A 25,198-nucleotide genomic window follows, 5' to 3' on the forward strand; every position below is an offset into this window, starting at 1 on the left:
CAGATGCGTTCACCGAAACTAAAGGAGCCCACGTTTGGCCATATGGGCTCGCAACGTCTCGGCGTCCTCGGCGGACATCAACCGACGTGGGATGACGGTCGCCGGCATCTGGCCGACGTACACGATCCAGAACTCCGGGGTATCCCTTACCTGGGCGACCCCGTCCCAGGCGATGCCGCCGGACTCCGAGCCGCTGCGCATCATGATGTTGTCATCGGTGATGTCGTAGCTGCCCTCGACAGCGAAACGACTGGAGCGGCGCCGGGCGCGCAACCGCACCCACGGCGAGTACAGCATCGACAGCAGGCCACCCACGACCATCGCAATCCACAGCGGTGAGATCTGCTCGCCCCACGCGAACCCTCGCGAGACGGCCAAACCGATCGCCCCGACCACCGCCAGCACCGCGCCGATATAGCCGAACCTGCGCAGCCGCACGCTGCTCAGCGCAGCGGCCACGCGGCCTGGGTAGGCGGGATCGGCTGGGACGTCAAAACGGATGTGCACGCCAGAACGATAGTGCCCCCACCCGCCGCCCGGGCGGCGCCTGACTTCCGCCCCGCTGGCCGGCCGCTTCGGCCTGAAGATGCTGACCGCTGCAGCCGGGCGCTGATCTTGTAGAGGACACCTCGCACGATGGCTCGGCGCGTAAGGAAAACTGGCGGGCATGGCTGACTTGGGCGATGCGAAGGCCGCGCTGCACCACTACCTCCAGGCGACTCGCGAAGACCTGATCTGGAAGGTCGACGGGCTGAGCGAACGCGAAGCCAGAATGCCCCGCACCGCGACCGGCAACAACCTACTGGGAGTCCTCAAACACTGCCTCAATGTCGAAGCCGGCTACTTTGGGCCTACCTTCGGGCGCGAATTCCCGACGCCTGAGGAACTGGTCCCCATGCAGGCGTTCGAGGAGGACCCGCAGGCAGACTGGTACGCGACGGAGGACGAGACGAAGGATGGACTGATCGACCTGTATCGCCGTGTCGGGGTGTTCGCGGATCAGACGATCCAACAGCTACCGCTCGACGCGCCGGGGCGGGTGCCGTGGTGGCGGCCAGGTGCACAGGACGTGACGCTGCAAAGGATCATCGTCCACGTGACCTTGGACCTCGCTCGTCACGCCGGTCACGCCGACATCATGCGCGAGCAGCACGACACGGCGATCGGCCTGCGGCGGGAGAACACCAACATCCCCGACGACTATGACTGGCCGGCGTACGTCACCAAGCTGACGAAGCTCGCTGACCGATTCGGATAGCCGTCCGGGTCCGTCAACACCGGCGGTGAGGTCAGCATCCACCGGCGACGTTGCGAGCGGCTGGCGATGTACCGGAGATCCGGGTGAGCGTTGCCGCCCTGCCGAACTGCGACAATGAGCTTCCTGATCAGCCAGGCGTCCGCGTTGGCCAACGCTCAGGGGCCGGCCTGACGGGCGGGACGCGGGTGGGAAGATTTTTTCCGGGGCTGTGTCGATCCGCGGGCCGCTCGTTCGACGTGTGGGGGCGAGGGCCGACGGGCGGCCCCGCCGGACGAGGAGAACGCGATGTCGAAGTACCTGCTGATCATGCGGGGCACCGATGAGACGAACGCGGCCATGATGGCTGATCTCGACGAGATGATGGCCACGACCCGCCAGTTCATCGAGGACATGATGAAGGCCGACGTTCTCGTCGCGGCGGAAGGGCTGGACGATCCGGGCCAGGGCGTCGTGGTCGACTTCAGCGGCGAGGCGCCGGTGGTCACGGACGGGCCGTACGGCGAGACCAAGGAACTGTTCGGTGGCTACTTCCTGCTCGATGTCGCCACGAAACAGGAGGCGATCGAGTGGGCCAAGCGGGTCCCGGCGGTCCGCGGGTCCAAGATCGAGGTCCGGCGGGTGGCCGAGGCCGACGAGGTCCCGCAGGGCGGCGAGAGCAACGGCCAGATCTGATGGGTACGGCCGACGTCGAGGCCGTCTGGCGGATCGAGTCGGCCCGGATCGTCGCCGCGCTGACCCGGTTCACCGGCGATTTCGGGCTGGCCGAGGACGCGGCCCAGGAGGCGGTGGCTGAGGCGCTGGTGTCGTGGCCGCGTGCCGCTCCGGCCAATCCGGCCGGCTGGCTGATGGCCACGGCCCGGCGGCGGGCGATCGACGCGATCCGCCGCCGGGCCGCCCTTCAGCACCGATACGCCCTGCTGGCGGCCGACCCCGCGGTCGACGAAGAAGTCGACCCCGACAAGATCGACGACGACGTCCTGGCGCTGATGTTCGTCAGCTGCCACCCGGTGCTCTCCCCGGAGGCCCGGGTGGCGCTGACCCTGCGCGTGGTCGGCGGCCTGCCCAGCGAGGAGATCGCCCGCGCGTTCCTCGTACCCGTGCCGACCGTGCAGGCCCGCATCACCCGGGGCAAGAAGACGATCGCGGCGGCCGGGGTGCCGTTCGAACTGCCGGCGGCCGGCGAGCGCCGGGAACGGCTGGGCGGCGTGCTCAGCGTCCTCTACGTGATCTTCACCGAGGGGTCGACGGCGACGTCGGGCGACCGGCTGCTGCGTCCCGACCTCGCGTACGAGGCGATCCGGCTGGCCCGCACGCTGGCCGCGCTGCAGCCGGACGAGCCGGAGGTGCACGGCCTGCTCGCGCTGTGCGAGCTGACGGCCGCGCGCTTCCCGGCCCGGACCGGCCCGGACGGCTCGCCGGTCCTACTCGAGGACCAGGACCGGCGGCTGTGGGACTTCCCGGCGATCCGCCGTGGGCTGGCCGCGCTGGCCAAGGCATCGACTCGCGGCCTCGGCCCCTACGGTCTGCAGGCCGCGATCGCCGCCACCCACGCGTCGGCACCCTCGGTCGAGGAGACCAACTGGGACCGGATCGTGGTGCTCTACGAGGCGCTCGGCCGGGTCGCGCCCTCCCCGGTGGTCGAACTCAACCGGGCCGTCGCCGTGGCCATGGCCTCGGGTCCAGCGCAAGCCCTGGCCATCGTGGACGAGCTGATCGCCTCGGACCGGCTCCCCGGTTCGCATCTGGTTCCCACCGTGCGCGGTGAGCTGCTGACCCGCCTCGGCCGGCGACCGGAGGCACGCGCCGAGCTGGAATTGGCGGCCCGGCTATGCGCCAACCAGCGCGAACGCTCAGTGCTGCTGCGTAAGGCAGCCGCGCTGGGCTGACTTCCCCAGCTCGGTCAGCCAGGATCCGAGCAGATGAGTTGTCTCCCTCCCCGCTTCGGCCGCTGGCCTCGGAGCAGTTGGTCACGCGCGGGGATGGCTGGTGATGCCGTCCAAGACGGTGGTCAGGTTGTGGTTGAAGGTTTCCTCGGCGTTGAGGTGGGCGCCGTCGATGACGAGCCGGGCGACGGTGGGGTACCGGCCGGTCTTCAACATGCGGGTGAGGTAGGGGCCGAGGCTGGCCTGCCAGGCGGCCTCATCGGTGCCGGTGGAACGGGCGGTGCGTCGCTCGGTGACCTCTCTGCGGACCGCTCCGATGATGAAGGCGTTGAGGGCGCTCAAAGCCCGCTGGAGATCGTCGATGCCGCGCACGCTGGGGGCCTGGCTCAGCGCCGCCGCGGTCGCTTCGCCCACGGCGAGCGCGTGAGGTCCCAAGTGTGGCCTCCCGCCGAGCAGATCGGAAAACCACTCATGATCAAGGGCGGCGTCGCGGGTCGCGTGGGCGACGGCCAGCACCGTGGCGCGCCACTCGGAGTGCCGGCCGACCTCGGCGATCCGGGCATAGACGACGTCGACCATCAGATCGAGCAGTTCGGATCTGTTGGTCACGTAGTCGTAGAGCCGCATCGGGCCGACCCCCAGCTCTTTTGCGATCTTGCGAAGCGACAGTCCGTCGAGGCCGTGCACGTCGGCTAGCCGGATCGCCGTAGCGGCGATTTTCTCGCGGCTCAACGGCACCGGCGCCGCTCGCGGCTGGGGCTCGGGCCGTTCCCAAACGGGCATCGGCGCGCTACCGTACGGCGTATCCATGAATACAGCGTACGCTAAGGGGACGAAGATGAGAATCGCGATTGCCGGTGGCGGCCTTGGCGGGCTGACGCTGGCACGGATCCTGCATCGGCACGGCATCGATGCGGTGGTGTACGAGCGCGAGGCAAGCCGATCCGCGCGATCGCAAGGCGGCACGCTCGACCTGCACCCGGAGTCCGGGCAACGGGCCCTGGCCGAGGCGGGCCTCACCGGCCGGTTCCGGTCGGAGGCGCGGCCCGAGGGCGAGGAACATCGCATCGTCGACCCGACCGGACGGACCCTGGTACACCATGAGCCGCAACCTGGCTCATTCTCCGGACGTCCCGAGATTGACCGGAGCGTACTGCGTGATCTTCTGCTCGATTCGCTCCCCAGCGGCGCGGTTGCGTGGCGACACCGGCTTGTCGCAGCGACGCCACGACCTGACGGAGGCTGGGGACTGACGTTCGACGGCGGCCACAAAATCGACTGCGACATCCTCATCGGTGCCGACGGCGCGCGCTCGGTTGTCCGGTCGCTGCTGACCGACGCGGAAACATCCTATGTGGCCACCTTTGCGGAGCTGAACATCTGCGACGTCGACCGGCGCCATCCCGATCTCGCCGAGCTGGTCGGCCCCGGGAACCTGTGGTGCGTCGGGGTGAATCAGATCCTGGCAGCGCAACGCATCGGCGATGGCAGCCTCCGCGTCGGGATCTCGCTGCGCGCAGAGGATCGCTCGATCGACACATATCGCAGCAAGCCTGCTCTGCTGGACATGTTCGGTGGCTGGCACCCACGCCTCACCGCACTCATCGAGGCCGGCGACAGCGCGCCGACGCCGCGCAGGATCGAAGCGATGCCCATTGGTACGCGCTGGTCCAGCCGGCCGGGTATCACCCTCATCGGCGACGCCGCGCACCTCATGCCGCCGGTCGGCGAGGGCGCCAACCAGGCCATGCTCGACGCCGCCGAACTCGCCAGCCGACTCGCCGCCAACCCCGCCGACCCGGACTCTGCAATTCAGGCGTACGAGGAGGCGATGTTCAGCAGGATCCACCCGATCGCCGAAATGTCCGCACGAGTCCAGGCGATGATGCTGTCCCCCACCGCAGCGGAAGACATCATCCGCTTCTTCACGCCCCGGCCCGCCGAACCGGCACCCGCAGACTGAGAACGCGCTGCGCCTGACCATCGCACGGGATGGTCCCGCTTGACCTTGACACAGTGACAAGCTCTTCACTGTGTCAGGGAGGTGGTCCCGATGACCATGCCGAACGAGGACACGGACGCGATGCGAGCTCTCCAGGGGCTGGCGAACAGCGGCTCGTCGGTGCGGCTGCGGGCAGCGCTGGCGGTCGGCACGAACCCTGACCCCCGGTTCATCGACAAGCTCATCGAACGATGCGCGATCGAGCCCGACTTTCACGTACGCGAGATGCTGACGTGGGCACTCATCCGACACTCGTCAGCAGTGACGGTCCCAAAGCTCATGGACGAACTTCGCTCGGAGCGTGCGCAGGCACGAAGCCAGGCGCTGCACACGCTGTCCAAGATCGGGGATCGGCAGGCGTGGCCAGCGATAACACGGGCGCTGCTGACCGACGCCGACGACGAGGTGGCGCGGAGCGCCTGGCGAGCAGCGGTCGTACTCGTGCCCGAAGGTGAAGAACTCGGGTTGGCCGGAGTGCTGTCGACACAGCTCGGGCGCGGCGAGCGTGAGACGCAGTTGAGCCTGAGCCGGGCGCTGATCGCGCTCGGTGAGGTGATCATGCCGACCCTGCGCGCCGCGATGACGGATCTCGACCCTCGCGTGCGCGCGCACGCGATCGCCACGGAAGGGCTGTTGCGCGACCCGGATGCCGGATTCGAGTTCGCGATCGAGGAGGCGAAGCGCGTCGTAGCCGTCGGCAGGGCCGGCCAGGAGGGGTGACAGGCAGTGTTGATCGGTGAGGTGGCACGACGGTCCGGGGTCAGCGCCCGGATGCTCAGGCACTACGACTCGCTCGGGTTGGTGCGGCCGACGGGTCGTACCGGCGGTGGCTATCGGGAGTATTCCAGCGAGGACATCCGGCGGATCTTCCATATCGAGAGCCTGCGGTCATTGGGGCTGTCGCTGCGTGAGGTCGGGCGCGCGCTCGATGATCCCGGCTTCACGCCGTCAGAGCTCGTCGATGACCTCATCCGCCAGACGCGAAAGCGCATCGCAGAGGAGACGGAGCTGCTCACCCGACTCGGTCGGATCGGTGCCGCGGAACCCGCCGGCTGGGAGGACGTCCTCCAGGTCGTTGCCCTCCTCCAGGCACTGGGGTCGGAGAGTGCCGGGAAGCGCCAGCGCGCGGCCTTGTCGGCAGTCGAGGAGGTTCCGGTACCAGTGGAGGCACTGGTCGAGGCAGCGCTGAGCGAGACGGACCCGAACGTCGCCGGAGCTCTTCGATGGGCTCTGGCGCAATCGGGCGGTGGCGGTTTGGCACTGCTGGCGGAGGGCCTCGGCTCACCCGTGGCCGAGGTGCGGAAGCGTGCCGTCCAGTCCATCGCCGAGATCCCGAACGGTTACGCGACCGCGCTGCTGCGGGACGCCCTCGCGAGCTCCGACATCGTGGTACGCAGGTATGCAGCTCTGGCGCTCGGGGCACGTGGAGTAGCCGACGCGGTCCCGACGCTCATCGACATGGTCGTTGAGGAGACGAATGACGTCGATGCAGCCGATGCATTGAGCGCGCTGGCGAGTGACCCCGCGTTGGCGGATCAGATCGCTACCAGGCTCGTTGACTGCCTCGCTCACGGCACGGGTGAATCGTCTGTCCGTCGACGGCTGACACAGGCGCTCGCGGACATCCCGGGGATCACGACCGCACGCGCCCTCGCAGATCTGTCACATGACGAAGACCGTGCCGTTGCGCTTACTGCGACATACATTCTGAAGCTGCGCGACGCGCGGTAACGGACCGTCACGGTGTGCGGGAAGGCAGAAGCACCTACGGCCGCTCGGCGACCTGGGTGACGAATGTGCGCCACGCCGTCGGGCTGAAGGCCAGGGTGCCGCCGTCGCGGTTCTTCGTGTCGCGGACCAGGACGACGCCGGGAAGGTTGTCGGCGACCTCCACGCAGTCGCCGCCGTTGCTGCCGCTCTTCGTGCTCTTGCGCCACCGCGCGCCGGTCATGTCCATGAGGCTGCCGCTTCTTTCAGGAGGTCCAGGGACCGCCCGCGGGGAAGGGCCTCGCCCCGTATGCGTTCCCACCGTCGCTCCAGCGTAGCAATCTCCGACGCCTGGTCGACGATCTGCGCGTGCGCCTGACTGTCCACATGCGCCACTCGCGTTCCGCCGGGCAGTTCGGCGAGTGTGAACGGCCCATTGAGCCCCGGGTAGGCTGCCGCCTCGCTCGGCACGATGTGGAGTTGAACGCTCGGCAGGTCGGCACAGACCAAGAGGTGAGCGAGCTGGGCAGCCATGAGCGCCCGGCCCCCGGCGACCGGGCGGCGGATGATCCCTTCGTCCAGCACCGCGATGAACAGGGGTCCGCGCTCACGGGTCAGGATCGCTTGCCGGTCGATGCGTGCCGCGACCAACTCGTCTATCTCGGCTGGGATCAGCGCCTCCCAAGCAAGCGTGGCGCGTGCGTACGCCTCGGTCTGGAGCAGGCCCGGAACCCAGGCGAGCTGGAACGCCCGCAGCGCGACCGCTTCACGCTCGATGTCGACCCACGGTCGGAACCACACCGGCTCACGGCGGTTGAGCACGTCCGGCCATAGTTCCAGCACGTCCTTCCGGAGGATCTGTGCTACCTCGGCACGGTGCCGGGTCTGCGGGATGCGCCCCGGGTTTGCCCACCGGGCGACGGTCTTCGGGTGCAGACCGATGCGACCGGCCAGGCTTTCGGCCGTCTCGCACGCCTCGGCGAGCGCCGCGACGAATGCATGGTTCATGCCCGCGTCCCTTCGGGAGCAAATGGTACGTACCGAAGAAATCATCTAACGCTGTGTGATTGTCACGCAACCCTCGGCAGGGTGCTGCGTAGACGGCGTGAGTGGTGGAGGCGACAGAAGCCCGCCGCCCGCGTTCGTGCCGGGGGCCCGGCCGATCCGACGGCGAGCACCGAGGCCGGGCCCCCTTCCCATCACCGAATGCGAGGGGAAGCCGTGCCGGACACACCGAAGACGCCCGACGCGAGGCCGAATGCCGAGGTGGCAGAGCGGACGATCCAGTCCGGTGACCTGCTGCGCCTGACCCGGGATGCGAGCCCGCAGTTCGTCCGGGCGGTCACCGTCCGCGTGATCCGCGTACTGGCCGACCGGCACACCTACCACGGTTGGCTGTGGATCGAGTGCTACGAGCTGGCCCCGCACGGCGACGCGGTAGCCCGCCGCGAGCTGTACCTGATGCCCGAGGGTGTGCGCTGGCTGACGGCTCCACCCGCCCCGGTCCGTCGGCGCCGGCCGGTCGTACCCCTGCGGGTGACGGTGTGACCCGCCGCCGGTCCCTCGCGGCCCACCTGGCGCTGTCAGGCGTGTGGGATCGCCTGGCCGGGCCTCGGCCCGATGACCAGGCCGCTAATCATCGCCCGCGTGAACAGAGTTCTCGCCGTCCTGCACTGCCTTCCGTACCTCGTCGTTCGCCGTTGTCGGGTCGTAGCCGGTGGCGCGAAGGAGGTCGCTGGCGGCGGTACGCAGTTGGGTCACCACCGCGTCGCCAAACTCGTCGACCCCCTGGGCTCGGGCTCGGCCAGCCTGGTGGAGGGCAGCGCGCACCGCGTGGCGGGTCCTCTCGGTGGGGCGCCCGGCGCGATGCTCACGGCGCAGCAGGTCGACCGCGTCGGCGAGTTGTCCGACGCTGGCGGGCAGGTCGGGCGGAATCGGCTCGTTGTACTGCAACGCCATCGCCGAGCGGCGGGCCACTCCCCGGCTGTGCTCGATGACTCGTTCCAGCAGCTGGCTCGCGCGCGCGAACCGCTCCACATCCTGACGGCGCAGCCAACGGGCCGGCGCGAGGCTGACCACCTCCTCGGCGCCGCTGAGTGCCTGGTGCATCCGATCGAGGTCCGGCCCCATGCCGCGGAGGGCGTCCAACGCGCGAACCGCCCGCTGCTGATCGCTCGTCGTCAGCGCTGCGGAAACCTCTCGCAACTGACGTGCGAGGCAGTGGAAGATCGGGGCCGCGTCACGGTCGAGGATCCGCATCGGGTTCAACGGCACCAGCAACGCGACGACCACGATGCCCACCACGCCGCCGACCATCGCCTCCACGATCCGCGGCCACTCCAGGTCCTTCTGAGCCGGAGCGAGGGCCGCGAGCAGCACCGCCGTGCCGCCGGCCTGGCCGACGGCAGCCCCACTGCGCCCGAACAGCACAAGCGTGGCGAGGATGGCGCATCCGACGATGAATCCGGTCTGCCAGAACCCGGTGCCCAGAAAGCTCAGCAGGAAGTCGGTGGTGGCGATGCCGAGCCCGACGCCGAGCAGCAGTTCGACCGTGCGGTGTGCGCGCTGCCCGAGTGAGGCGACGATCGTGCCGACCGCGGCGGAAGGGGCGAAGATCGGCGCGGGGTTGCCCAGCAGGTCGTGGCCGATCGACCAGGCCAGAGCCGCAGCGAGGCCCGCCTGCACCGAGATCACCAGGGCGGCTTCCAGTTGGCTCAGCCGCAGTCGTCCCGCCCGGCCACCTCGACCCCGAGCCCGAACAGCAGTTGCCTTCGCACGTGCCGCCAGCCGGTCGCGCCGTGTCGGGCTGGCGCCCGGCTGACGGCGGCCATCAGGATTCACCGAGCACTCGTACCACGGCGCAGCTCGGCAGATCCGGCCAATCCCCAACATGATCTCTTACGCGATGGGTGCCACCGCAGTGCCGTGCGGCACCGCGGTGGCACCCGCACCCGTCACACCCCGACCGGCACCCGCTCCTCCTCGCGCTGCGCGGCGCGGGCCGCCAGCCGACGTTCCCGCTCCTGCGCGCCGATCAGGTCGTCGGGCAGCGAGTCCGGCACCTCCAGGTCGAAGCGGCGCAGCAGCCGGATCGCGAAGCCGCCCAGGGTGATGAGGAACAGCGCCGCGCCGAAGCAGACGTACGCGAAGCCGATGCCCCGGCCCGGGCCGGTGCCGATCACGGCGCCCACCGACCCGGCGAGCGCCCCGTCCGAGGCGAGCAGCGGCTCGAACAGGCTGGTCGCCGCCGGGGCGAGCAGCGCGAAGCCGATCGGCAGCGTCGACCAGGAGATGGTCTGGTTGAGGCTGAACACCCGGCCGTGGAAACGCTGCGGCACCTTGACCTGGACGATGGTGGCGTAGATGGACTGCGCGGTGGTCATCGACATGGCCAGCCAGAACGCCCCGACGCAGATCATCGCGACCGACGCGTCCAGGCCGACCAGGACGCAGCCGAGCGCGGTGCCGAGGTTGCCGATCAGTACGCCGATCATGCGCCGGTGCCGGGGCCCGCCCCAGAGCGACATGAGCACGCCACCGGCGACCGCGCCGACCGCCTCGGCGAGAGCCACCTGGGCCACCTGCGTGGCGCTGCCGAAGGAGAGCACCAGCGGGGTGGTGAGCACCAGCGCGGGGGCCAGGAAGATGTTGCCCAGCGCGAAGTAGCCCAGCATCAGCCGGAAGCCGCGGTGCCGCCACGAGTAGCGCAGGCCGTTGGCGATCGCCACCAGCAGCCGTTCCTTGGGCCGCCAACCGAGCAGGTCGGGGAAGCGGACCAACGACAGGGTCACCACCGCGACCAGGTAGCTGACCACGTCCAGCAGCAGGATGCCCTTGAGGTCGATGGCGGCCAGCAGACCCGCGGCGAAGACCGGCATCAGCAGCATGCCGAAGCCGTTGGAGAGCTGGGTGATGCCCATCGCGTGCCCCAGGTAGCGCTTGGGCACCAGTTGCGGCACGGCCGACTGGAACGCGATGCGCTGGAACGACCCGGCCACCTGACTCAACGCCACCAGGGCGTAGATGTGCCAGAGCGCCAGGTTGTCGGTCCAGAGCAGCGCGGCGAGCACGAGCTGGATCGAGCCGGCGCTGCAACTGGCGATCATCATGATCTTCCGCCGGCTGACCCGGTCAGTGATCGCGCCGGCCACCGGCAGCATCAGCACCCCGCAGACCAGCGCGAGTGCCCAGAGCAGACCCAGGTTGGCCACCGAGCCGGTGCGGGTGAACAGCCAGATCGGCAGGGCGAACGCGGTCAGCGCGGAGCCGGTGGTGGAGACCAACTGCCCGGCGGTGACCGCCACGAACCGGGCCATGCTCGGACGGACCACCGGCTGCTCCGGACCGGTGATGTCGTCGACCCCGCGGGTGTCGGCCACCGCCCAGCCGGCGTCCTCACCGCGCGCCGCCGCGGTCAGGGCGGAGACGTCGCCGGCGGCGAGCGCCGGGTGCACCCGGGTGACGATCTCGGCCAACTCCTGCGCCCGGTACTTGAGGAAGAAGTGCCCAGCCTGGTCGAGCACGACCAGCGCCAGCCGGTCGCTGAGGAACTGCCACTCGGCGTACCGCTCGGTGTGGTAGTCGGTGACCGGGTCCTCCGAGCCGACCACCGAGATGATCGGGGCACGCAGCTTCACCGCGCGCCGGTCGAGCAGGTCGGTGAAGTACTCCTCCGAGGCTCGGGAGTCGGCCCGCATGTTGCTGATGATCCGGTCAGCCTGCTCCGGGTCCAGCTCGTCGGTGTCCACCCCCATCGACTTGAGCCAGCTCGCGTAGTGCTTGTTGCTGCGCAGCTTCTCCAGTCGGGTGCGGACCGCCGCGAACAGTCCCTTCGGGCGGGCGAACGGGAACATCGCGCCGATGTAGAGCGCGGTCAACTCCCGACCGGCGGCCTCCACCTTGCGCGCCACCTCGGCGACGATCGCGCTGCCGACGCCGCAGTGCCCGTACAGGGCGAGCGGACCCTCGACGCGCTCCAGGATCTCCTCGGCGACCCGGGTGGTCAGCTCGTCGAAGGGCAGCGCGTCCTCGGTGAGCCCCACGTCGTGGCCGGGGATGGCCAGCGACCACAGCGCGTGCCCGGCCGGCAGCGCGTCCGCGAGGGGCTGGTAGACGATCGCGCTGCCGCCGCCGTACGGCACGCAGACATAGGTGATCACCCGCTGCGCCGCCGGAATCGGCTTGGTCAGCTCGTAGAGCAGCCGGCGCGGCCCGTCGCCCTCGCCGCCGCCGGACATGAAGGTGGCCAGGTCGCGGATGGTCCGCTGCTGGAACAGGTCCATCACGCCGACCGGCCGCCCGCCGTGCTCGGCCTTGCGGATCCGGGCCACCACCTGGGTGGCGAGCATCGAGTGCCCACCCAGGTCGAAGAAGTCGTCGTCGATGCCGAGGGTGTCCACCCCGAGCACGTCGGACCAGATGCCGGCGAGCAGCCGCTCGGTGTCGTCGCGCGGCTCGACCAGCGCCACCGACGCGGCGCGGGTGACCACCGGCGCGGGCAGCGCCTTGCGGTCCAGCTTGCCGTTCGGGGTCAGCGGCAGCGCGTCCAGCGTGACGAACGCGGCCGGCACCATGTACTCCGGCAGGGTCTCCTTCAGCGCCACCTTGACCGTGTCGTGCTCGGCCGCGCCGACCAGGTAGCCGGTGAGCCGCTTGTCGCCGGGGGCGTCCTCGCGGACCAGCACCACCGCCTCGGTCACCCCCGGCTGGGCGCGCAGCGCGCTCTCGATCTCACCCAGCTCGATGCGCAGCCCGCGCAGCTTGACCTGGTGGTCGATCCGCCCGAGGAACTCCAGCACCCCGCCGGGCGGGCCGCCAGCGTCGCCGCCGGTCCGGGTCACGTCGGCCGGCGCGGCGCCGGTCCGGTCGTCCGCCTCGCCGGGTACGCCGGGCGCGACCCGCCAGCGGGCCAGGTCGCCGGTGCGGTAGAGCCGGGCGCCCGGCTCGGCGGCGAACGGGTCGGGGACGAACCGCTCGGCGGTCAGAGCCGGCCGGCGGTGGTAGCCACGGGCCAGTCCGATGCCGCCGATGTGCAGCTCACCGGCGACGCCGACCGGGCACGGATTGCCCCGGGCGTCCAGCACGTGCAGCCGCAGGTTGCTGATCGGCGCGCCGATCGGCACGCTGGTCAGCTCGGCCAGCAGCGTCGGGTCGCACGCCCACGCGCTGACGTCGATCGCCGCCTCGGTCGGGCCGTACAGATTGTGCAGACCGCAGCCGGGCAGCCGGGCGGTGAAGTCCCGGGCCGCGGCGACCGGCAGTTCCTCACCGCTGCAGATCACCCGGCGCAGCGCGGTGGCCGCCTCGACGCCGTCCTCGGCGAGGAAGACGGTGAGCATCGACGGTACGAAGTGGGCGTTCGTGACCCGCTCGGAGATCAGCAGGTCGCGCAGGTAGCCAGCGTCCTTGTGACCGCCCGGCTCGGCCAGTACCAGCCGGGCGCCCTCCCGCAGCGGCCAGAAGAACTCCCACACCGAGACGTCGAAGCTGGCCGGGGTCTTCTGCAGGACCGCGTCGTCGGCGCCGAGACGGTAGGTGCGCTGCATCCAGTCGAGGCGGTTGACGATGCCCCGGTGGGTGTTCGGCACGCCCTTGGGCCGGCCGGTGGAGCCGGAGGTGTAGATGACGTACGCCAGGTGCGCCGGGCCGGCCGTCGGCGTCGGGTCGGTGGCCGGCTGGTCGGCCCAGACCGACTCGTCGTCCAGGGCGAGCACGCTGGCGTCGGTCGCCGGCAGCACGTCGCGCAGGTGCTCCTGCACGAGCACCACCGGCGCGGCGGCGTCGGTGACCATGAAGGCCAGCCGGTCGGCCGGGTACTCCGGGTCCAGCGGCAGGTACGCGCCACCGGCCTTGAGCACGCCGAGCAGGCCGGCGACCAGCTCCACGGAGCGTTCCGCGCAGACCCCGACCAGGGTCTCCGGGCCTACTCCGCAGGCTCGCAGCCGGTGCGCGATCCGGTTCGCCGCCGCGTTCAGCTCGGCGTACGTCACCGAGCGGCCGGCGAACGTCAGCGCCACCGCGTCCGGCGTACGGGCAGCCCGCTCCTCGATCGGGGCGTGCAGGGTCTGCTGCCGGGGGAAGTCGCCGGCGGTGTCGTTCCAGCCGGCGAGCAGCTCCCGCTCGGCAGGGGCGAGCAGATCCAGCGCGGAGACCGGCCGGTCCGGGACGGCGACCACGGCGCGCAGCAGGGTGGTCAGCCGGTGCGCCATCCGCTCGACGGTGTCCCGGGTGAACAGGTCGGTGTTGAAGACCAGCTTGCCCCAGAGCCCGTCACCGGTCTCGACGGCGTGCAGCTCGAAGTCGAAGCGGGTGGCGCGCAGCTCCATCGGATGCCACTCGAAGCCGACCCCGGCGCCCTCGGCGACCCCGTCGAACCGGCCCATCTCGTAGTTCTGCAAGACGAACATCGCCTGGAACACCGGTGAGCGGCTGACGTCGCGGGGCAGCCCCAGCTCGTGCACCACCCGCGCGAACGGCACCTCGGCGTGCTCCAGCCCGTCCAGCACCGCACGCCGGGTCAGCTCCAGCAGCTCGGTGAAGGTCGGGTCGCCGGCCAGCTCGGCGCGCATCGGCAGCATGTTGACGAACATGCCGACCACGTTCTCCAGCTCCGGTGCGGACCGACCGGCCACCGACGCGCCGACCGCGAAGTCGTCCTGCCCGGAGTGCCGGGCCAGGAACACCTGGTACGCGGCGAGCAGCGTCATGAACAGCGTGCCGCCGTAGGAGCGGGTCAGCGCCAGCAGCCCATCGGTGGCGACCCTGTCCACAGTGAACTCGACGAAGTCGCCCCGGTAGGTCTGGGTGGCCGGCCGGGGCAGGTCCAGCGGCAACTCCAGCGGGGTGATCCCGGCCAGCCGCCCCTTCCACCAGTCCAGGTGCCGACGGGCGCCCGGACCGGCCAGCTCCCGCGCCTCCCAGACCGCGAAGTCGCCGTACTGCACCGGCAGGGCGGGCAGTTCCCCGTCGCGGTAGCCGGTGATCAGGTCGCGCAGCAGCACGTCCACCGACCAGCCGTCGCCGACGATGTGGTGCTGGCCGAGGAAGAGCACGTGCTCGGTCGGCGCCAGCCGGATCAGCAGAGCGCGCAGCAGCGGCCCGTTGGCCAGGTCGAACGGTTCCGCGGCGGCGTGGTCGACCAGCGCCTCGGCGGCGGCCTCGTCGACGGCGTCCAGCACGGTCAGCGGCACCTCGACCGCGTCGTCGAGCACCACGGTCGGCCGACCGTCGGAGTCGGCCGGGAACCGGGTGCGCAGGGACTCGTGCCGCCGGGTCAGGTCGGCCAGCGCGCGGCGCAGCGCCGCGACATCGAGCGGGCCGCGCACCCGCAGCGGCACCGCGATGTGGTAAGCGGCCTCGCCGGGAGCGAGCTGGTCCATGAACCAGACCCGCTCCTGCGCGTACGACAGCGGCACCTCGGCGTCCGGCGGGCGGGGCGTGATCCGTTGCGCGGCGGGTGTACCGCCCGACCGACGGCGCAGCCGTTGGGAGATCAGCGCCTGTCGGGCGGCGTCGCGGGCCGGATCCTTCACGTCGGTCATGACGGGGTTTCCTTCTCCGCCGCGAGCAGCGCGGCGACTTCGGTTTCGGAGAGCTCGTCCAGTTCGGCGGCGATCCGCTGCTCGATCTGGGCGGCCAGGTCGGCCACCACCGGGCTGCTGAACAGCGCCCGCATCGGCAACTCCACGTCCACCTCGGCGCGAATGCGGGCCATCGCCCGCATGCCGCGCAGCGAGTTGCCGCCGAGGGCGAAGAAGTCGTCGAGCGCGCCGACCTTCTCCAGTTGGAGGATCTCGGCGTAGACCTCGGCGACCAGCGCCTCGGCGTCGGTGCGCGGGGCGAGGAAACCGTCGGAGGTGGCGGCGGCCGGTGCCGGCAGCGCGGCGGTGTCCAGCTTGCCGTTCGGGGTCAGCGGCAGCGCGTCCACCCGGACGAACGCGCCGGGCACCAGGTGCGCGGGCAGCTCAAGGGCCAACTCGGCGGCGAGCGCCGTCTCGTCGACCGGGCCGACCAGGTAGCCGACCAGCGTCGGCTCGCCGCTGTCGGCACGGACCACCACGGCCGCCGCGTCCACGTCCGGGCGGGCACGCAGCACCGACTCGATCTCGCCCAGCTCGATCCGCATCCCCCGGATCTTGACCTGGTCGTCCCGGCGGCCCAGGTAGTCCAGCGTGCCGTCGGCCCGCCAGCGGGCCAGGTCACCGGTGCGGTACATCCGCTCCCCCGGCGGCCCGTACGGGCAGGGCAGGAATCGCTCGGCGGTGAGCGCCGCGCGGCGCAGGTAGCCCCGGGCCAGTTGCGCCCCGGCGACGTACAGCTCGCCGACCACGCCCGGCGGCACCGGGTTCAGCGCCGCGTCGAGCAGGTGGACCCGGGTGTTCCAGGTGGGCTGGCCGATCGGCACCGGCCCGGTGGGTACCGGGCTCCCGGGCGCGATCCGGGCCGCGACGCAGCCGACGGTGGCCTCGGTCGGGCCGTACTCGTTGATCACGGCCACCTCGGGGTGCGCCGCCCGCCAGCCGGCCAACTGCTCACCGGTCAGCGCCTCCCCACCGATCACCAGGTCGGTGGTGGGCGACAGCGCGTCGTCGAGCAGCGGCAGATGGCTGGGGGTGACCTTGAGGAAGGTCGGCGGCCCGCCGGCCCGGGCGGCCGGCGTGTCGATGCCGGCCAGCCGGACCGTGCCGCCGGCGGTGAGCGGGCCGAGCAGCCCGGTCACCGTCAGGTCGAACGAGACCGGCGAGTGCAGCAACGCGGTGCCGGCCAGGCCCGGGTAGGTGTCCCGGGCCCAGGCCAGGTAGGCGGTGACCGCGCGGTGCTCGACCAGCACGCCCTTGGGTCGGCCGGTGGAACCGGAGGTGTAGAGCAGGTATGCCGGGTGCTCCGGGCGCAGCGGCGCCCGGCGGGCGTCGTCGGTGAGGTCGGCGTCGTCCAGGTCGGCGGCGGTCGCCGGGTCCAGCACCAGTGCGTCGGCCGGGGCCAGCGCAGCCGTCTGCGCGGTGGCCAGCACCAGCGTCGGCTCCGCGTCGGTCAGCAGATAGTTGATCCGGTTCGCCGGATAGCCGGTGTCCACCGGCAGGTACGCCGCGCCGGCTTTCAGCACCGCGAGGATGGCCACCAGCAGCTCCACCGAGCGGGGCAGCAGCAGCGCGACCCGGGTCTCCGGGCCGGCGCCACGGCCGACCAGCAGCCGGGCCAACCGGTTGGCCCGGGCGGCCAGCTCGGCGTAGCTCAGCTCCGTTCCGTCGCAGATCAGGGCGACCGCGGCCGGGGTGGCGGCGGCCTGCCGCTCCACCTCGGCGACCAGGGTGCTCGGGGCCACCTCGCGGCCGGTGCCGGTCCAGGTGCGCAGCAGGTCGCGTTCGGCGTCGTCGAGCAGGGGCAACGCGGACAGCCGCGTCCCCGGGTCGGCGACAGCGGCGGTGAGCAGCCGCAGGTAGCGGGCGACGACCGTCTCGGCGGTGGCCCGGTCGAACAGGTCGGTGCGGTAGACCAGCCGGCTGGTGCCGCCGGTGATGTCGAAGGCCAGGTCGTCCTTGGTGGTGCCCAGCGGCACCGGGTCCAGGCCCGAGTCCGGGATGAGGTTCAGCGCGGTCTGGAACACCGGCTGCACCGACGGGTCGCGCTGCGGGGCGACCGCCTCGACGATCCGCTGGAACGGGACCTGCCCGTGCTCCATCGCGTCCACCAGGCCGGTACGCACCCGGCCGAGCAACTCGGTGACGGTCGGGTCTGCGGTCAGGTCGCAGCGCAGCGCCACCGGGTTGACGAACATGCCGATCAGCGGGGTCAGCTCGGCGGTGTCCCGGCCAGCGGTGGAGACGCCCACCACCACCTCGGGGTCGCCGGAGATCCGGGACAGCAGCGCGGCGAAGGCGGCCAGCAGCACCATGTACGGGGTGGCCGAGGTGCCGGAGGCGAGCTGCCCGACCCGGTCCAGCAGCCCGTCGGGGAGGTCGAAGCGCACCTCGTCGCCGGCGAAGCCGAGTTGGGCGGGGCGCGGCCGGTCCAGTGGCAGGCCGGTCAGCGCTGGCGCGCCGGCCAGGTGGTCGCGCCAGAAGGCGAGCTGCCGGTCCAGCTCGTCGCCGGTGAGTTGGCGGCGCTGCCAGACGGCGAAGTCGGCGTACTGGATGGGCAGTTCCGGCACGTCGGCGGGTGCGCCGGTCAGCGCGGCCCGGGCGAACGCGGCCACCTCGGCGTCGAACAGCACGGCGGAGTGGCTGTCGAAGACCGCGTGGTGCACCACGAACTGCAACCCGAGCTGTTCGCCGGAGAAGCGGACCAGCCGGGCCCGCCACAGTGGCGGGGAGTCCAGCGGGATCGGGGTCCGGGCCAGCTCGGTCATGGTCTCAGCGTGGCGCCGCTCCTGCTCGTCTGCGGGCAGGCCGGTCAGGTCCAGCACCGGCAGTTCCAGCGGCTCGGCGGCCCGGACCACCTGCACCAGCGCGCCGTCGACCATCCGCAGGTGGGTACGGAGCGACTCGTGCCGCTCGACGACCTGGGCGAACACTTCGACGGCCTGGGCCACGGTGACGCCGGCCGGGAACCGCCACGGCGCCGAGACGTTGTAGACCGGCGAACCGGTGTCGAGCTGGTTGGCCGTCCACACCCGCTCCTGGGCGAAGGAGGCCGGGAAGGTCCACTCGCTGGTCATCGTTGCTGCCTTCCGTTCGCGACTGCGGGGCTCCGCTTCGCTGCACTCCTCGCGCTCACTGGCTCGCCTCGCGTACCGAGCGGGGACGCATGTCGGTCCAGACGGTGTCGATGTGCGCCAGGCACTCCTCGCGGGTGCCGGCGAACCCAGCGTCGTGCCACCCCGCCGGGAGGTCCCGGTCGGCCGACCAGATCGAGTACTGCTCCTCGTCGTTGCGCACGACCAGGAATCGGGGTTCGGCCATCACTGTGCTCCATCGGTGTCGGGGGTGTGCGGTTCGGCCATCGCGACGGCGATCTTGCGGGGGCCGGTGAAGGGCTCCCGGCCGTGCGCGGCGGTCATGTTGTCGACCACCAGCACGTCGTCGCGCTGGTAGTCGAAGCGGACGCTGGCGGCCCGGTAGGCGGCGCGCAGGTGGTCCAGGACGTCGGCGGGGATCTCGCCGCCGTCGCCGTAGTAGGTGTTCGATGGCAGCCCGTCGGCGCCGAACATGGCCAGCAGCCCTTCCTGAAGGTCCTTGGCGAGGCTGCTCACGTGGAAGAAGGTGGCGTGGTTGAACCAGCGGGGAACGTCCGAGCCGGGCCGGTGGTGCACGGCGTCGCGGACCGCCCGGGTGCGCAGCCCGTCGCGACCCACCCATTCCAGCGTGATCCGGTTGGCCGCCGCGTACGCCTCCACCTCGGCCCGGTCGTCGGTGCCGAACACGTGCTGCCAGTTGGCGCCGAAGTCCTCGTGGAAGTTGCGCATCAGCATCCAGCGGCGGCGGACGAACTCCTCCCGTACCGCCGGGTCGATCTCCCGGTAGACCCGGCGGATGTCGGCCAGCGGGGTGGCGCCCAGCGTCTGCGGCGCCGTGATGCAGTAGAAGAACAGCGTCAACGGCCAACGGGCCTGGTACGAGTTCTCGTTGTGCAGGAAGATCTCCTCGTCCGGCGGGTAGTCGGTCGAGGTGTACACCCGGCCCTTGATGGCGTGCCGTGGTGAGGACCGCTCGGTGTAGGTCAGCGGCTCACCGGACAGCGCCCGGACCACCCGGTCGAAGCCGTCGACTCCGCCCACGTCGAAGCCGCGGAACAACAACCCGCCCTGCTCGGCCAGGGTGGCCCGCAGCTCGGCGCGGCGCTCGGTGATCAGCTCGGTCAGCGCCCGGCCGTCGGATTCGACGACGACGGGCAGCGTGGCGATCGTGTCGCTCATTGCTCTCTACTCCTGATTTCTCGTCACGCGCGGGGCAGTCGCGGAATGGCGGGGATCGGCGCCGGGCTGGCCGGCTCGTCGGTGGTGGTGGCGCGCAGTTCCTCGATCCGGGCGGCCAGCCCGGCCACGGTGGGGGTCTCGAAGAGGCTGCGCATCGGCAGTCGCACCCCGGTCGCCCTGCGCATCGCCGCGATCAGCTGCACCGCGACCAGGGAGTTGCCGCCCAGGGCGAAGAAGTCGTCGTCGATGCCGACCTCGGCAACCCCGAGCCCGTCCTGCCACACGCGGGCGATGGTCATCTCCAGCTCGGTGCCCGGCGCGGCGCTGCCGTCGCCGGACGGGGTCGGGCCGGCGACCGCGTCGTCCCCGGCGAGGTTGTCGGTGGTGACCCGGCCGGCACGGCTGCGGATGTCGTCGACCGTCCGGGTGGCGATGACCACCTGGGCGCCGAGGCCGGCGGTGAGGCTGCGGCGGAACGCCTCCGCACCGTCCACCGGGCGGATGTCCTCGGTCGAGGTCGGCGCACCCGCCCCGGAATCCGCGGTGGACGGTCCGGCCAGGCCACCGGTGACCGCACCCTGGTCCACCCGGCGCAGCACGAAGTCGCTGATCGCGACCAGCTCCCGGCCGTCCGGGTCGCGCAGCGACAGATCGGCGGCGACCACCTCGTCGGTGCCGCCGGACCGGTGCCGCAGCTCGCTGGTGAACCGTGCCGGCAGCGTGTCGCGCACCACGATCCGGCCGTACGACAGCGGCAGGTAGGTGCCGCTGCCCTGACCCCGGCCGAACGCGGTCGCCACGTCCAGCAGCGCCGGGTGCAGCCCCCAGGCGGGCAGGTCACCGACGGCCGCGGCGGGCGCCTCGACCACCGCGAGTTCGGTGCCGTCGGCCAGGTGGTGCTCGCCCAGCGCCGCCCAGCGCGGCCCGAAGGTGAGCATGCTGGTCCGCCCCCGACCGAACGACGCGTCGTCGTCCACCCGTCGTCCGGCGGGGATCGCCGGGTGGGCCGGCGGGGCCGGCTCGTCCGTCCAGCCGGCCGAGCCGCGCACGTGGGTACGCAGTCGACCGCCGGCGAGACTCCGCACCGCGAAGTCGGTGCCGCCGTCGTCGGCCGGCGTCAGCTCCACCCGGTACTGGGCGATGGTGCCGTCGGGCACCGCGAACGGCTCCAGGAAGACCACATCGCGCAGCTCCACGGCGGCGCCCGGGCCGGGCGCGGGCAGCGCGGCGGCTACCGCGGCCCGCACCGACTCCAGGTGGGCGGTGCCCGGTATCACCGGCACGCCGCCGATCCGGTGCTCGTCGAGCAGCCAGTGGGTGTTGGCGGAGACCAGGCCGTGCAGCACGGTCTCCGCGGGCCCGGTGACCTTCGTGGTGAGCACCGGGTGGTCGACGGCGCTGGTGACCGTGTCGCGGCCGGCCGCCCGGAACCCGGTCGGCACGGCGGTCTCCACCGCCATGCCCACCTCGGCCCAGCCGCCCCAGTTCTGCGACAGCACCGGGGCCCGCCAACCCGCGCCGGAGCGGGCGTGCGCGTCCAGGAAGGCGTTCGCGGCGCAGTAGTCGATCTGGCCGAAGCCGCCGACCAACCCGGTGATGGACGAGCAGAGCACCACGAAGTCCAGCGGCAGGTCGCCGAAGACCTGGGCGAGGGCGAGGGTGCCGGCGAGCTTCGGGGCGAGCACCCGCTCGGCCTCGGCCCGTTCCTTCACCTCGGCCATCCCGCCGCCGGGCAGGCCGGCCGCGTGCACGATGCCGTCGATGCCGCCGTACGCGGCCGTCGCGGCGTCGCGGACCCGGCTCAGGTCGGCCGGGTCGGTGACGTCGGCGGCGAGCACCAGCACCTCGGCGCCGGCGGCCTCCATCCGTCGGATCGCCGCGATGGCCCGACCGGCCCGGTCGTCGCCGTGCACGGCGAGGTGGTCGTCCCAGCGCTCCCGCTCCGGCAGCCCGGATCGGGCCAGCAGCACCAGCTTCGCCCGGGCCCGGGTGGCGAAGTCCTCGGCCAGGGTGATGCCGATGCCGCCGAGACCACCGGTGATCACGTACCGGCCGCCGTCGCGCAGTGCGCCCGGATCCCCCTCGGCGTCGATCGTCACCTGCTCGACGCCGGCCACCCAGCGACGGCCGCCGCGCAGGGCCACCTCCGGTTCCCGGGGACGGCGCAGCTCGGCGACCACCGCCGTGGCGTCGTCGTCGGTCGGGTCGGCGTCGACCAGCCGGACGGCCAGACCGGGCAGCTCGGCGGGGAGCACCCGGACCAGCCCAGCCAGCGTGGCGTGCTCGGGGCGGCGCAGGTCGTCGCCGCGTACGTCGCCGGTGCCGGCGGTGACCAGGTCCAGCGCGAGCCCGCTGTCGTCGCCGGTCAGGCCGGCGCCGGCGAGCGCCTGCACCAGGTGCAGGGCGCTGAAGAAGCCCAGCTCCTGGGCGGCCCAGGTGGCCGCGATGTCGGTGCCGGTCGGCGCGCCGTCCAGGGTGAACGCGTGCACCAGCCGCGTCGGCGATCCACCGTCGGCGGTGAGCGCGGCGACCAGCGCGTCGTGGTCGGCGCGCACGCCGGGGCGCAACCGGTAGCCGCCGTCGGCGGCGGCGAAGGAGTCGCCGGGGCGTACCGGCACCGGGTCGGCGCCGGCGGCCCGCAGGCCGGCGAGCAGCGCGTCGCCGCGCGGACCCGCGGTCAGCACCAGGCAGCGGCCCAACGGCCCGGCCGGCGGCAGCGGCGCGGCCTGCCGCCAGACCGGCACCGCGAACCACTCGGGCAGCGGGCGCGGGCCGGACTCCACCGGGGCTGCCGCGACCGGCTCCTCCGGGTCCGGGTCGATCCAGTACCGGCGGCGCTCGAACGGGTAGCTGGGCAGCGGCACCCGGCGGGCCGTCGGGTCGGCGTCGACGCGTACCGGCAGGCCGGCGCACCAGAGCGTGGCGGCAGTGCCGAGCAGGGTGGCGAGGTCGCCGGTGCTCTCCCCGGCGCCGGGCAGGCTGCCCAGCGGGGTGAGCGCGCGCTGCTCCGGCGCTCCCTTGGCGACCTGCATCCGGGCCAGGTTGGCCAACTGCCGGCCGGGACCGCACTCGACCAGCTGCCAGGTGCGAGCGGCCAGCAGGGTGGCCACGCAGTCGCCGAAGCGGACCGGCCGGCGCAGGTGCGTCGCCCAGTACGCCGGGTCGGTGGCCTGCTCGGCGGTGATCCAGGTGCCGGTGACGTTCGACAGGAACGGCATCGTCGGCGGGCGCAGCGGCACCGCGGCCATCAGCGCGGTGAACTCGGCGAGGATCGGCTCCATCATCGGGGAGTGGAACGCGTGCGAGGTGCGCAGCATCTTGGACTTGCCCTTGAGTGTCGCGGCGAACGCATCGACGGCGGCGGTCTCGCCGGCCACCACGCAGGTGCCCGGGCCGTTGACCGTGGCCACCGAGAGCCCTTCGGGCAGCAGCTCGGCGACGACTGACTCGTCCAGCGCGACGGCGAGCATCGACCCGGCGGGCAGCGACTGCATCAGCCGGCCCCGGGCGGCGACCACCCGCAGCGCGTCCGGCAGGCTCAGCACCCCGGCCACGGTGGCGGCGACGTACTCGCCGATGGAGTGGCCGATCATCGCGGCCGGGCGGATCCCGGCGGCCTGCCAGAGTGTGGCCAGGGCGTACTCGACGGTGAACAGCGCCGGCTGGGTGTAGCGGGTCTCGGTGAGTTTCTCCCCCGCCGCCGGGTCCCGGCCGAGGATCAGGTCGCGCAGGTCCAGGCCCAGGTCGGGGCGGAGCAGTTCGGCGCACTCGTCGACCACGGCGGCGAAGCGGGGCTGCTCGGCGTAGAGCTGCGCGCCCATCCCGGCGTACTGGGCGCCCTGGCCGGAGAACAGGAACGCCACCTTCGGGGCTGGGCTGTTGGTCAATGGTTGCGGTCCGCGGACCGGGGCGCGGAGGGCGGCGACCGCACCCGGGAGGTCGGTGGCTACCACGGCACGGCGGTGCGGGTACGGGCGGCGGCCGACGAGCAGGGTGTGCGCGACGTCGGCGAGGTACGCCGGTCCGGCGTCGGCGGCGCCGTCCAGGTGGGCGGCGAGGCGCTGCACCGCGGCGTCCAGGGCGCTCGGGGTGGCTGCGCTGACCTGGAGCAGGTGCGCCGGGCGCACCCGCCGCTCGGTGCGGTACGCCGCTGGCGCCTCCTCCAGCACCACGTGCGCGTTGGTGCCGCCGATGCCGAACGAGCTCACGCCGGCCCGGCGCGGCCCACCGTCGGTGTCCCACTTGGTGAGGGTGTTCGCCACGTAGAACGGGGTGTCGGCGAACTCGACGGCCGGATTCGGCGTCTCGTAGTTGATCGTCGGCGGGATCAGCCCGTGCTCCATCGCGAGCACCGTCTTGATCACGCTGACGATGCCGGAGGGCTGGCTGAGGTGGCCGATGTTCGACTTCACCGAGCCGATGCCGCACCAGCCCCGCTCGTCGGTGTCCCGGGTGTACACGGCCGAGAGCGCGGCCACCTCGATCGGGTCGCCCATCGCGGTCCCGGTGCCGTGCGCCTCGACGTAGCTGATGCTGCGGGGGTCGACGTCGGCCATCGCCACGGCCTGGGCGATCGCCGCCACCTGCCCGTCGACACTGGGCGCAGTGAAACCGACCTTGCCGGCACCGTCGTTGTTGATCGCGTTGCCGAGCACCACGGCGCGGATGGTGTCCCCGTCGGCGATCGCGTCGGAGAGCCGCTTGAGCAGGGTCACCCCGACGCCGCTGCCCCACACCGTGCCGTTGGCGGCGGCGTCGAACGGGCGGCACCGGCCATCGGGGGACGTGAAGCCGTCCATGCCGAGGTAGCCGACGTGCGGCAGCTCGATGTTGACGCCACCGGCGAGCGCCATGTCGCACTCGCCGTTGCGCAGCGCCTCGCAGGCCAGGTGGAACGCCACCAGCGAGGTGGAACAGGCGGTGTGCACGGTCAGGCTCGGCCCGCGCAGGTCCAGCCGGTACGACACGTTGGTGGCCACGTAGTTCGGCGAGTTCCCGGTGGCGATGGAGACCGCGCCGTGCGGGTTGCCGCCGACCCGCCGGTTGCGCAGCACGTTGCGGTTCAGGTACACGTTGCCGCCGGTGCCGGCGTACACCCCGATGGCGCCGTCGTAGCGGGCTGGGTCGTAGCCGGCGTCCTCCAGCGCGGTGTGGCAGGACTCCAGGAACAGCCGGTGCTGCGGGTCGGTCAGCTCCGCCTCCCGGGCGGTCATCCCGAACAGCGTGGCGTCGAACTCGTCGTAGCCGTCGACCAGCGGGGCACGGTTGACCCAGCCCGGGTCGTCGACCTCCTCGACGGTCGAACCCCGGGCGAGCTGCTCCTCCCGGGTCAGCTCGGTGACCGACTCCACCCCGTCGACGAGGTTGCGCCAGAACTCGTGCACGTCGGCCGCGCCGGGTAGGCGCGCGGCCAGGCCGACGATCGCGATCGGTTCGATGCCCTCGTGGGGCAGCTCGGTGACGTCGTCGGGTAGGTCGACTGCGATCGGGTTGCTCAT

At 72.0% G+C, this 25,198-nt stretch carries 17 protein-coding genes; 7 read left to right on the top strand and 10 right to left on the bottom strand.

Annotation, left to right across the window (positions count from 1 at the left end):
* Positions 1 to 18: 18 nt before the first annotated feature.
* Complete coding sequence (locus ABZV00_RS07295; RefSeq protein ID WP_355602657.1) at positions 19 to 507, bottom strand: YcxB family protein; 489 nt, start codon at positions 505 to 507, stop codon at positions 19 to 21.
* A gap of 160 nt (positions 508 to 667) precedes the next feature.
* Between ABZV00_RS07295 and ABZV00_RS07300 the strand changes: the two genes are divergently transcribed.
* The 3 genes from ABZV00_RS07300 (at position 668) to ABZV00_RS07310 (ending at position 3,144) form a co-directional block, all read left to right on the top strand.
* Positions 668 to 1,258 carry a DinB family protein gene (locus tag ABZV00_RS07300; protein WP_355602659.1) on the top strand — a complete coding sequence of 197 codons (591 nt, stop codon included), beginning with the start codon at positions 668 to 670 and terminating at the stop codon, positions 1,256 to 1,258.
* 285 nt (positions 1,259 to 1,543) lie between these two features.
* Positions 1,544 to 1,930 carry a YciI family protein gene (locus ABZV00_RS07305; protein ID WP_355602661.1) on the top strand — a complete coding sequence of 129 codons (387 nt, stop codon included), beginning with the start codon at positions 1,544 to 1,546 and terminating at the stop codon, positions 1,928 to 1,930.
* Positions 1,930 to 3,144, top strand: coding sequence for a sigma-70 family RNA polymerase sigma factor (locus ABZV00_RS07310; RefSeq protein ID WP_355602663.1), 1,215 nt, complete (start codon positions 1,930 to 1,932; stop codon positions 3,142 to 3,144). The genes ABZV00_RS07305 and ABZV00_RS07310 overlap by 1 nt, the downstream gene beginning before the upstream one ends.
* Before the next feature lie 81 nt (positions 3,145 to 3,225).
* On the opposite strand, the gene ABZV00_RS07315 is transcribed toward ABZV00_RS07310, so the two are convergent.
* Positions 3,226 to 3,951, bottom strand: a complete 726-nt coding sequence (locus tag ABZV00_RS07315; RefSeq protein WP_355602664.1) for a TetR/AcrR family transcriptional regulator — start codon at positions 3,949 to 3,951, stop codon at positions 3,226 to 3,228.
* Between the two features lie 28 nt (positions 3,952 to 3,979).
* Between ABZV00_RS07315 and ABZV00_RS07320 the strand changes: the two genes are divergently transcribed.
* The 3 genes from ABZV00_RS07320 (at position 3,980) to ABZV00_RS07330 (ending at position 6,874) form a co-directional block, all read left to right on the top strand.
* Positions 3,980 to 5,104 carry an NAD(P)/FAD-dependent oxidoreductase gene (locus ABZV00_RS07320; protein ID WP_355602666.1) on the top strand — a complete coding sequence of 375 codons (1,125 nt, stop codon included), beginning with the start codon at positions 3,980 to 3,982 and terminating at the stop codon, positions 5,102 to 5,104.
* Between the two features lie 96 nt (positions 5,105 to 5,200).
* Positions 5,201 to 5,863 (top strand): HEAT repeat domain-containing protein, encoded by a 663-nt coding sequence (locus tag ABZV00_RS07325; protein WP_355602668.1) that lies wholly within the window; start codon positions 5,201 to 5,203, stop codon positions 5,861 to 5,863.
* A 6-nt stretch (positions 5,864 to 5,869) separates the two neighbouring features.
* The gene (locus ABZV00_RS07330) at positions 5,870 to 6,874 is read left to right on the top strand and encodes a MerR family transcriptional regulator (protein ID WP_355602670.1); all 1,005 of its coding nucleotides are present in this window, start codon (positions 5,870 to 5,872) and stop codon (positions 6,872 to 6,874) included.
* A 34-nt stretch (positions 6,875 to 6,908) separates the two neighbouring features.
* On the opposite strand, the gene ABZV00_RS07335 is transcribed toward ABZV00_RS07330, so the two are convergent.
* Both ABZV00_RS07335 and ABZV00_RS07340 read right to left on the bottom strand, forming a co-directional pair.
* On the bottom strand, positions 6,909 to 7,094 hold the full coding sequence (locus tag ABZV00_RS07335; RefSeq protein ID WP_355602672.1) for a DUF397 domain-containing protein: 186 nt from the start codon (positions 7,092 to 7,094) through the stop codon (positions 6,909 to 6,911).
* A complete protein-coding gene (locus ABZV00_RS07340) occupies positions 7,091 to 7,858 on the bottom strand; it encodes a DUF5753 domain-containing protein (RefSeq protein WP_355602674.1) in 768 nt (255 codons plus the stop codon). Before ABZV00_RS07340 ends, ABZV00_RS07335 begins: the two co-directional genes overlap by 4 nt.
* Before the next feature lie 198 nt (positions 7,859 to 8,056).
* Between ABZV00_RS07340 and ABZV00_RS07345 the strand changes: the two genes are divergently transcribed.
* A complete protein-coding gene (locus ABZV00_RS07345) occupies positions 8,057 to 8,398 on the top strand; it encodes a hypothetical protein (protein ID WP_355602676.1) in 342 nt (113 codons plus the stop codon).
* 84 nt (positions 8,399 to 8,482) lie between these two features.
* On the opposite strand, the gene ABZV00_RS07350 is transcribed toward ABZV00_RS07345, so the two are convergent.
* From ABZV00_RS07350 to ABZV00_RS07375, 6 genes are all read right to left on the bottom strand, one after another.
* Positions 8,483 to 9,544 carry an FUSC family protein gene (locus ABZV00_RS07350; protein WP_355602678.1) on the bottom strand — a complete coding sequence of 354 codons (1,062 nt, stop codon included), beginning with the start codon at positions 9,542 to 9,544 and terminating at the stop codon, positions 8,483 to 8,485.
* A gap of 260 nt (positions 9,545 to 9,804) precedes the next feature.
* A complete protein-coding gene (locus ABZV00_RS07355) occupies positions 9,805 to 15,390 on the bottom strand; it encodes an amino acid adenylation domain-containing protein (RefSeq protein WP_355602680.1) in 5,586 nt (1,861 codons plus the stop codon).
* The gene (locus ABZV00_RS07360; protein ID WP_355602682.1) at positions 15,387 to 18,503 is read right to left on the bottom strand and encodes an amino acid adenylation domain-containing protein; all 3,117 of its coding nucleotides are present in this window, start codon (positions 18,501 to 18,503) and stop codon (positions 15,387 to 15,389) included. The genes ABZV00_RS07355 and ABZV00_RS07360 overlap by 4 nt, the downstream gene beginning before the upstream one ends.
* Before the next feature lie 55 nt (positions 18,504 to 18,558).
* The gene (locus tag ABZV00_RS07365) at positions 18,559 to 18,747 is read right to left on the bottom strand and encodes an MbtH family protein (RefSeq protein ID WP_089021352.1); all 189 of its coding nucleotides are present in this window, start codon (positions 18,745 to 18,747) and stop codon (positions 18,559 to 18,561) included.
* Positions 18,747 to 19,700 carry a TauD/TfdA family dioxygenase gene (locus ABZV00_RS07370; RefSeq protein ID WP_355602684.1) on the bottom strand — a complete coding sequence of 318 codons (954 nt, stop codon included), beginning with the start codon at positions 19,698 to 19,700 and terminating at the stop codon, positions 18,747 to 18,749. Before ABZV00_RS07370 ends, ABZV00_RS07365 begins: the two co-directional genes overlap by 1 nt.
* A gap of 23 nt (positions 19,701 to 19,723) precedes the next feature.
* The gene (locus tag ABZV00_RS07375) at positions 19,724 to 25,198 is read right to left on the bottom strand and encodes an SDR family NAD(P)-dependent oxidoreductase (RefSeq protein ID WP_355602686.1); all 5,475 of its coding nucleotides are present in this window, start codon (positions 25,196 to 25,198) and stop codon (positions 19,724 to 19,726) included.

Source organism: Micromonospora sp. NPDC005173 (assembly GCF_040608515.1).
Classification (GTDB): Bacteria; Actinomycetota; Actinomycetes; order Mycobacteriales; family Micromonosporaceae; genus Micromonospora.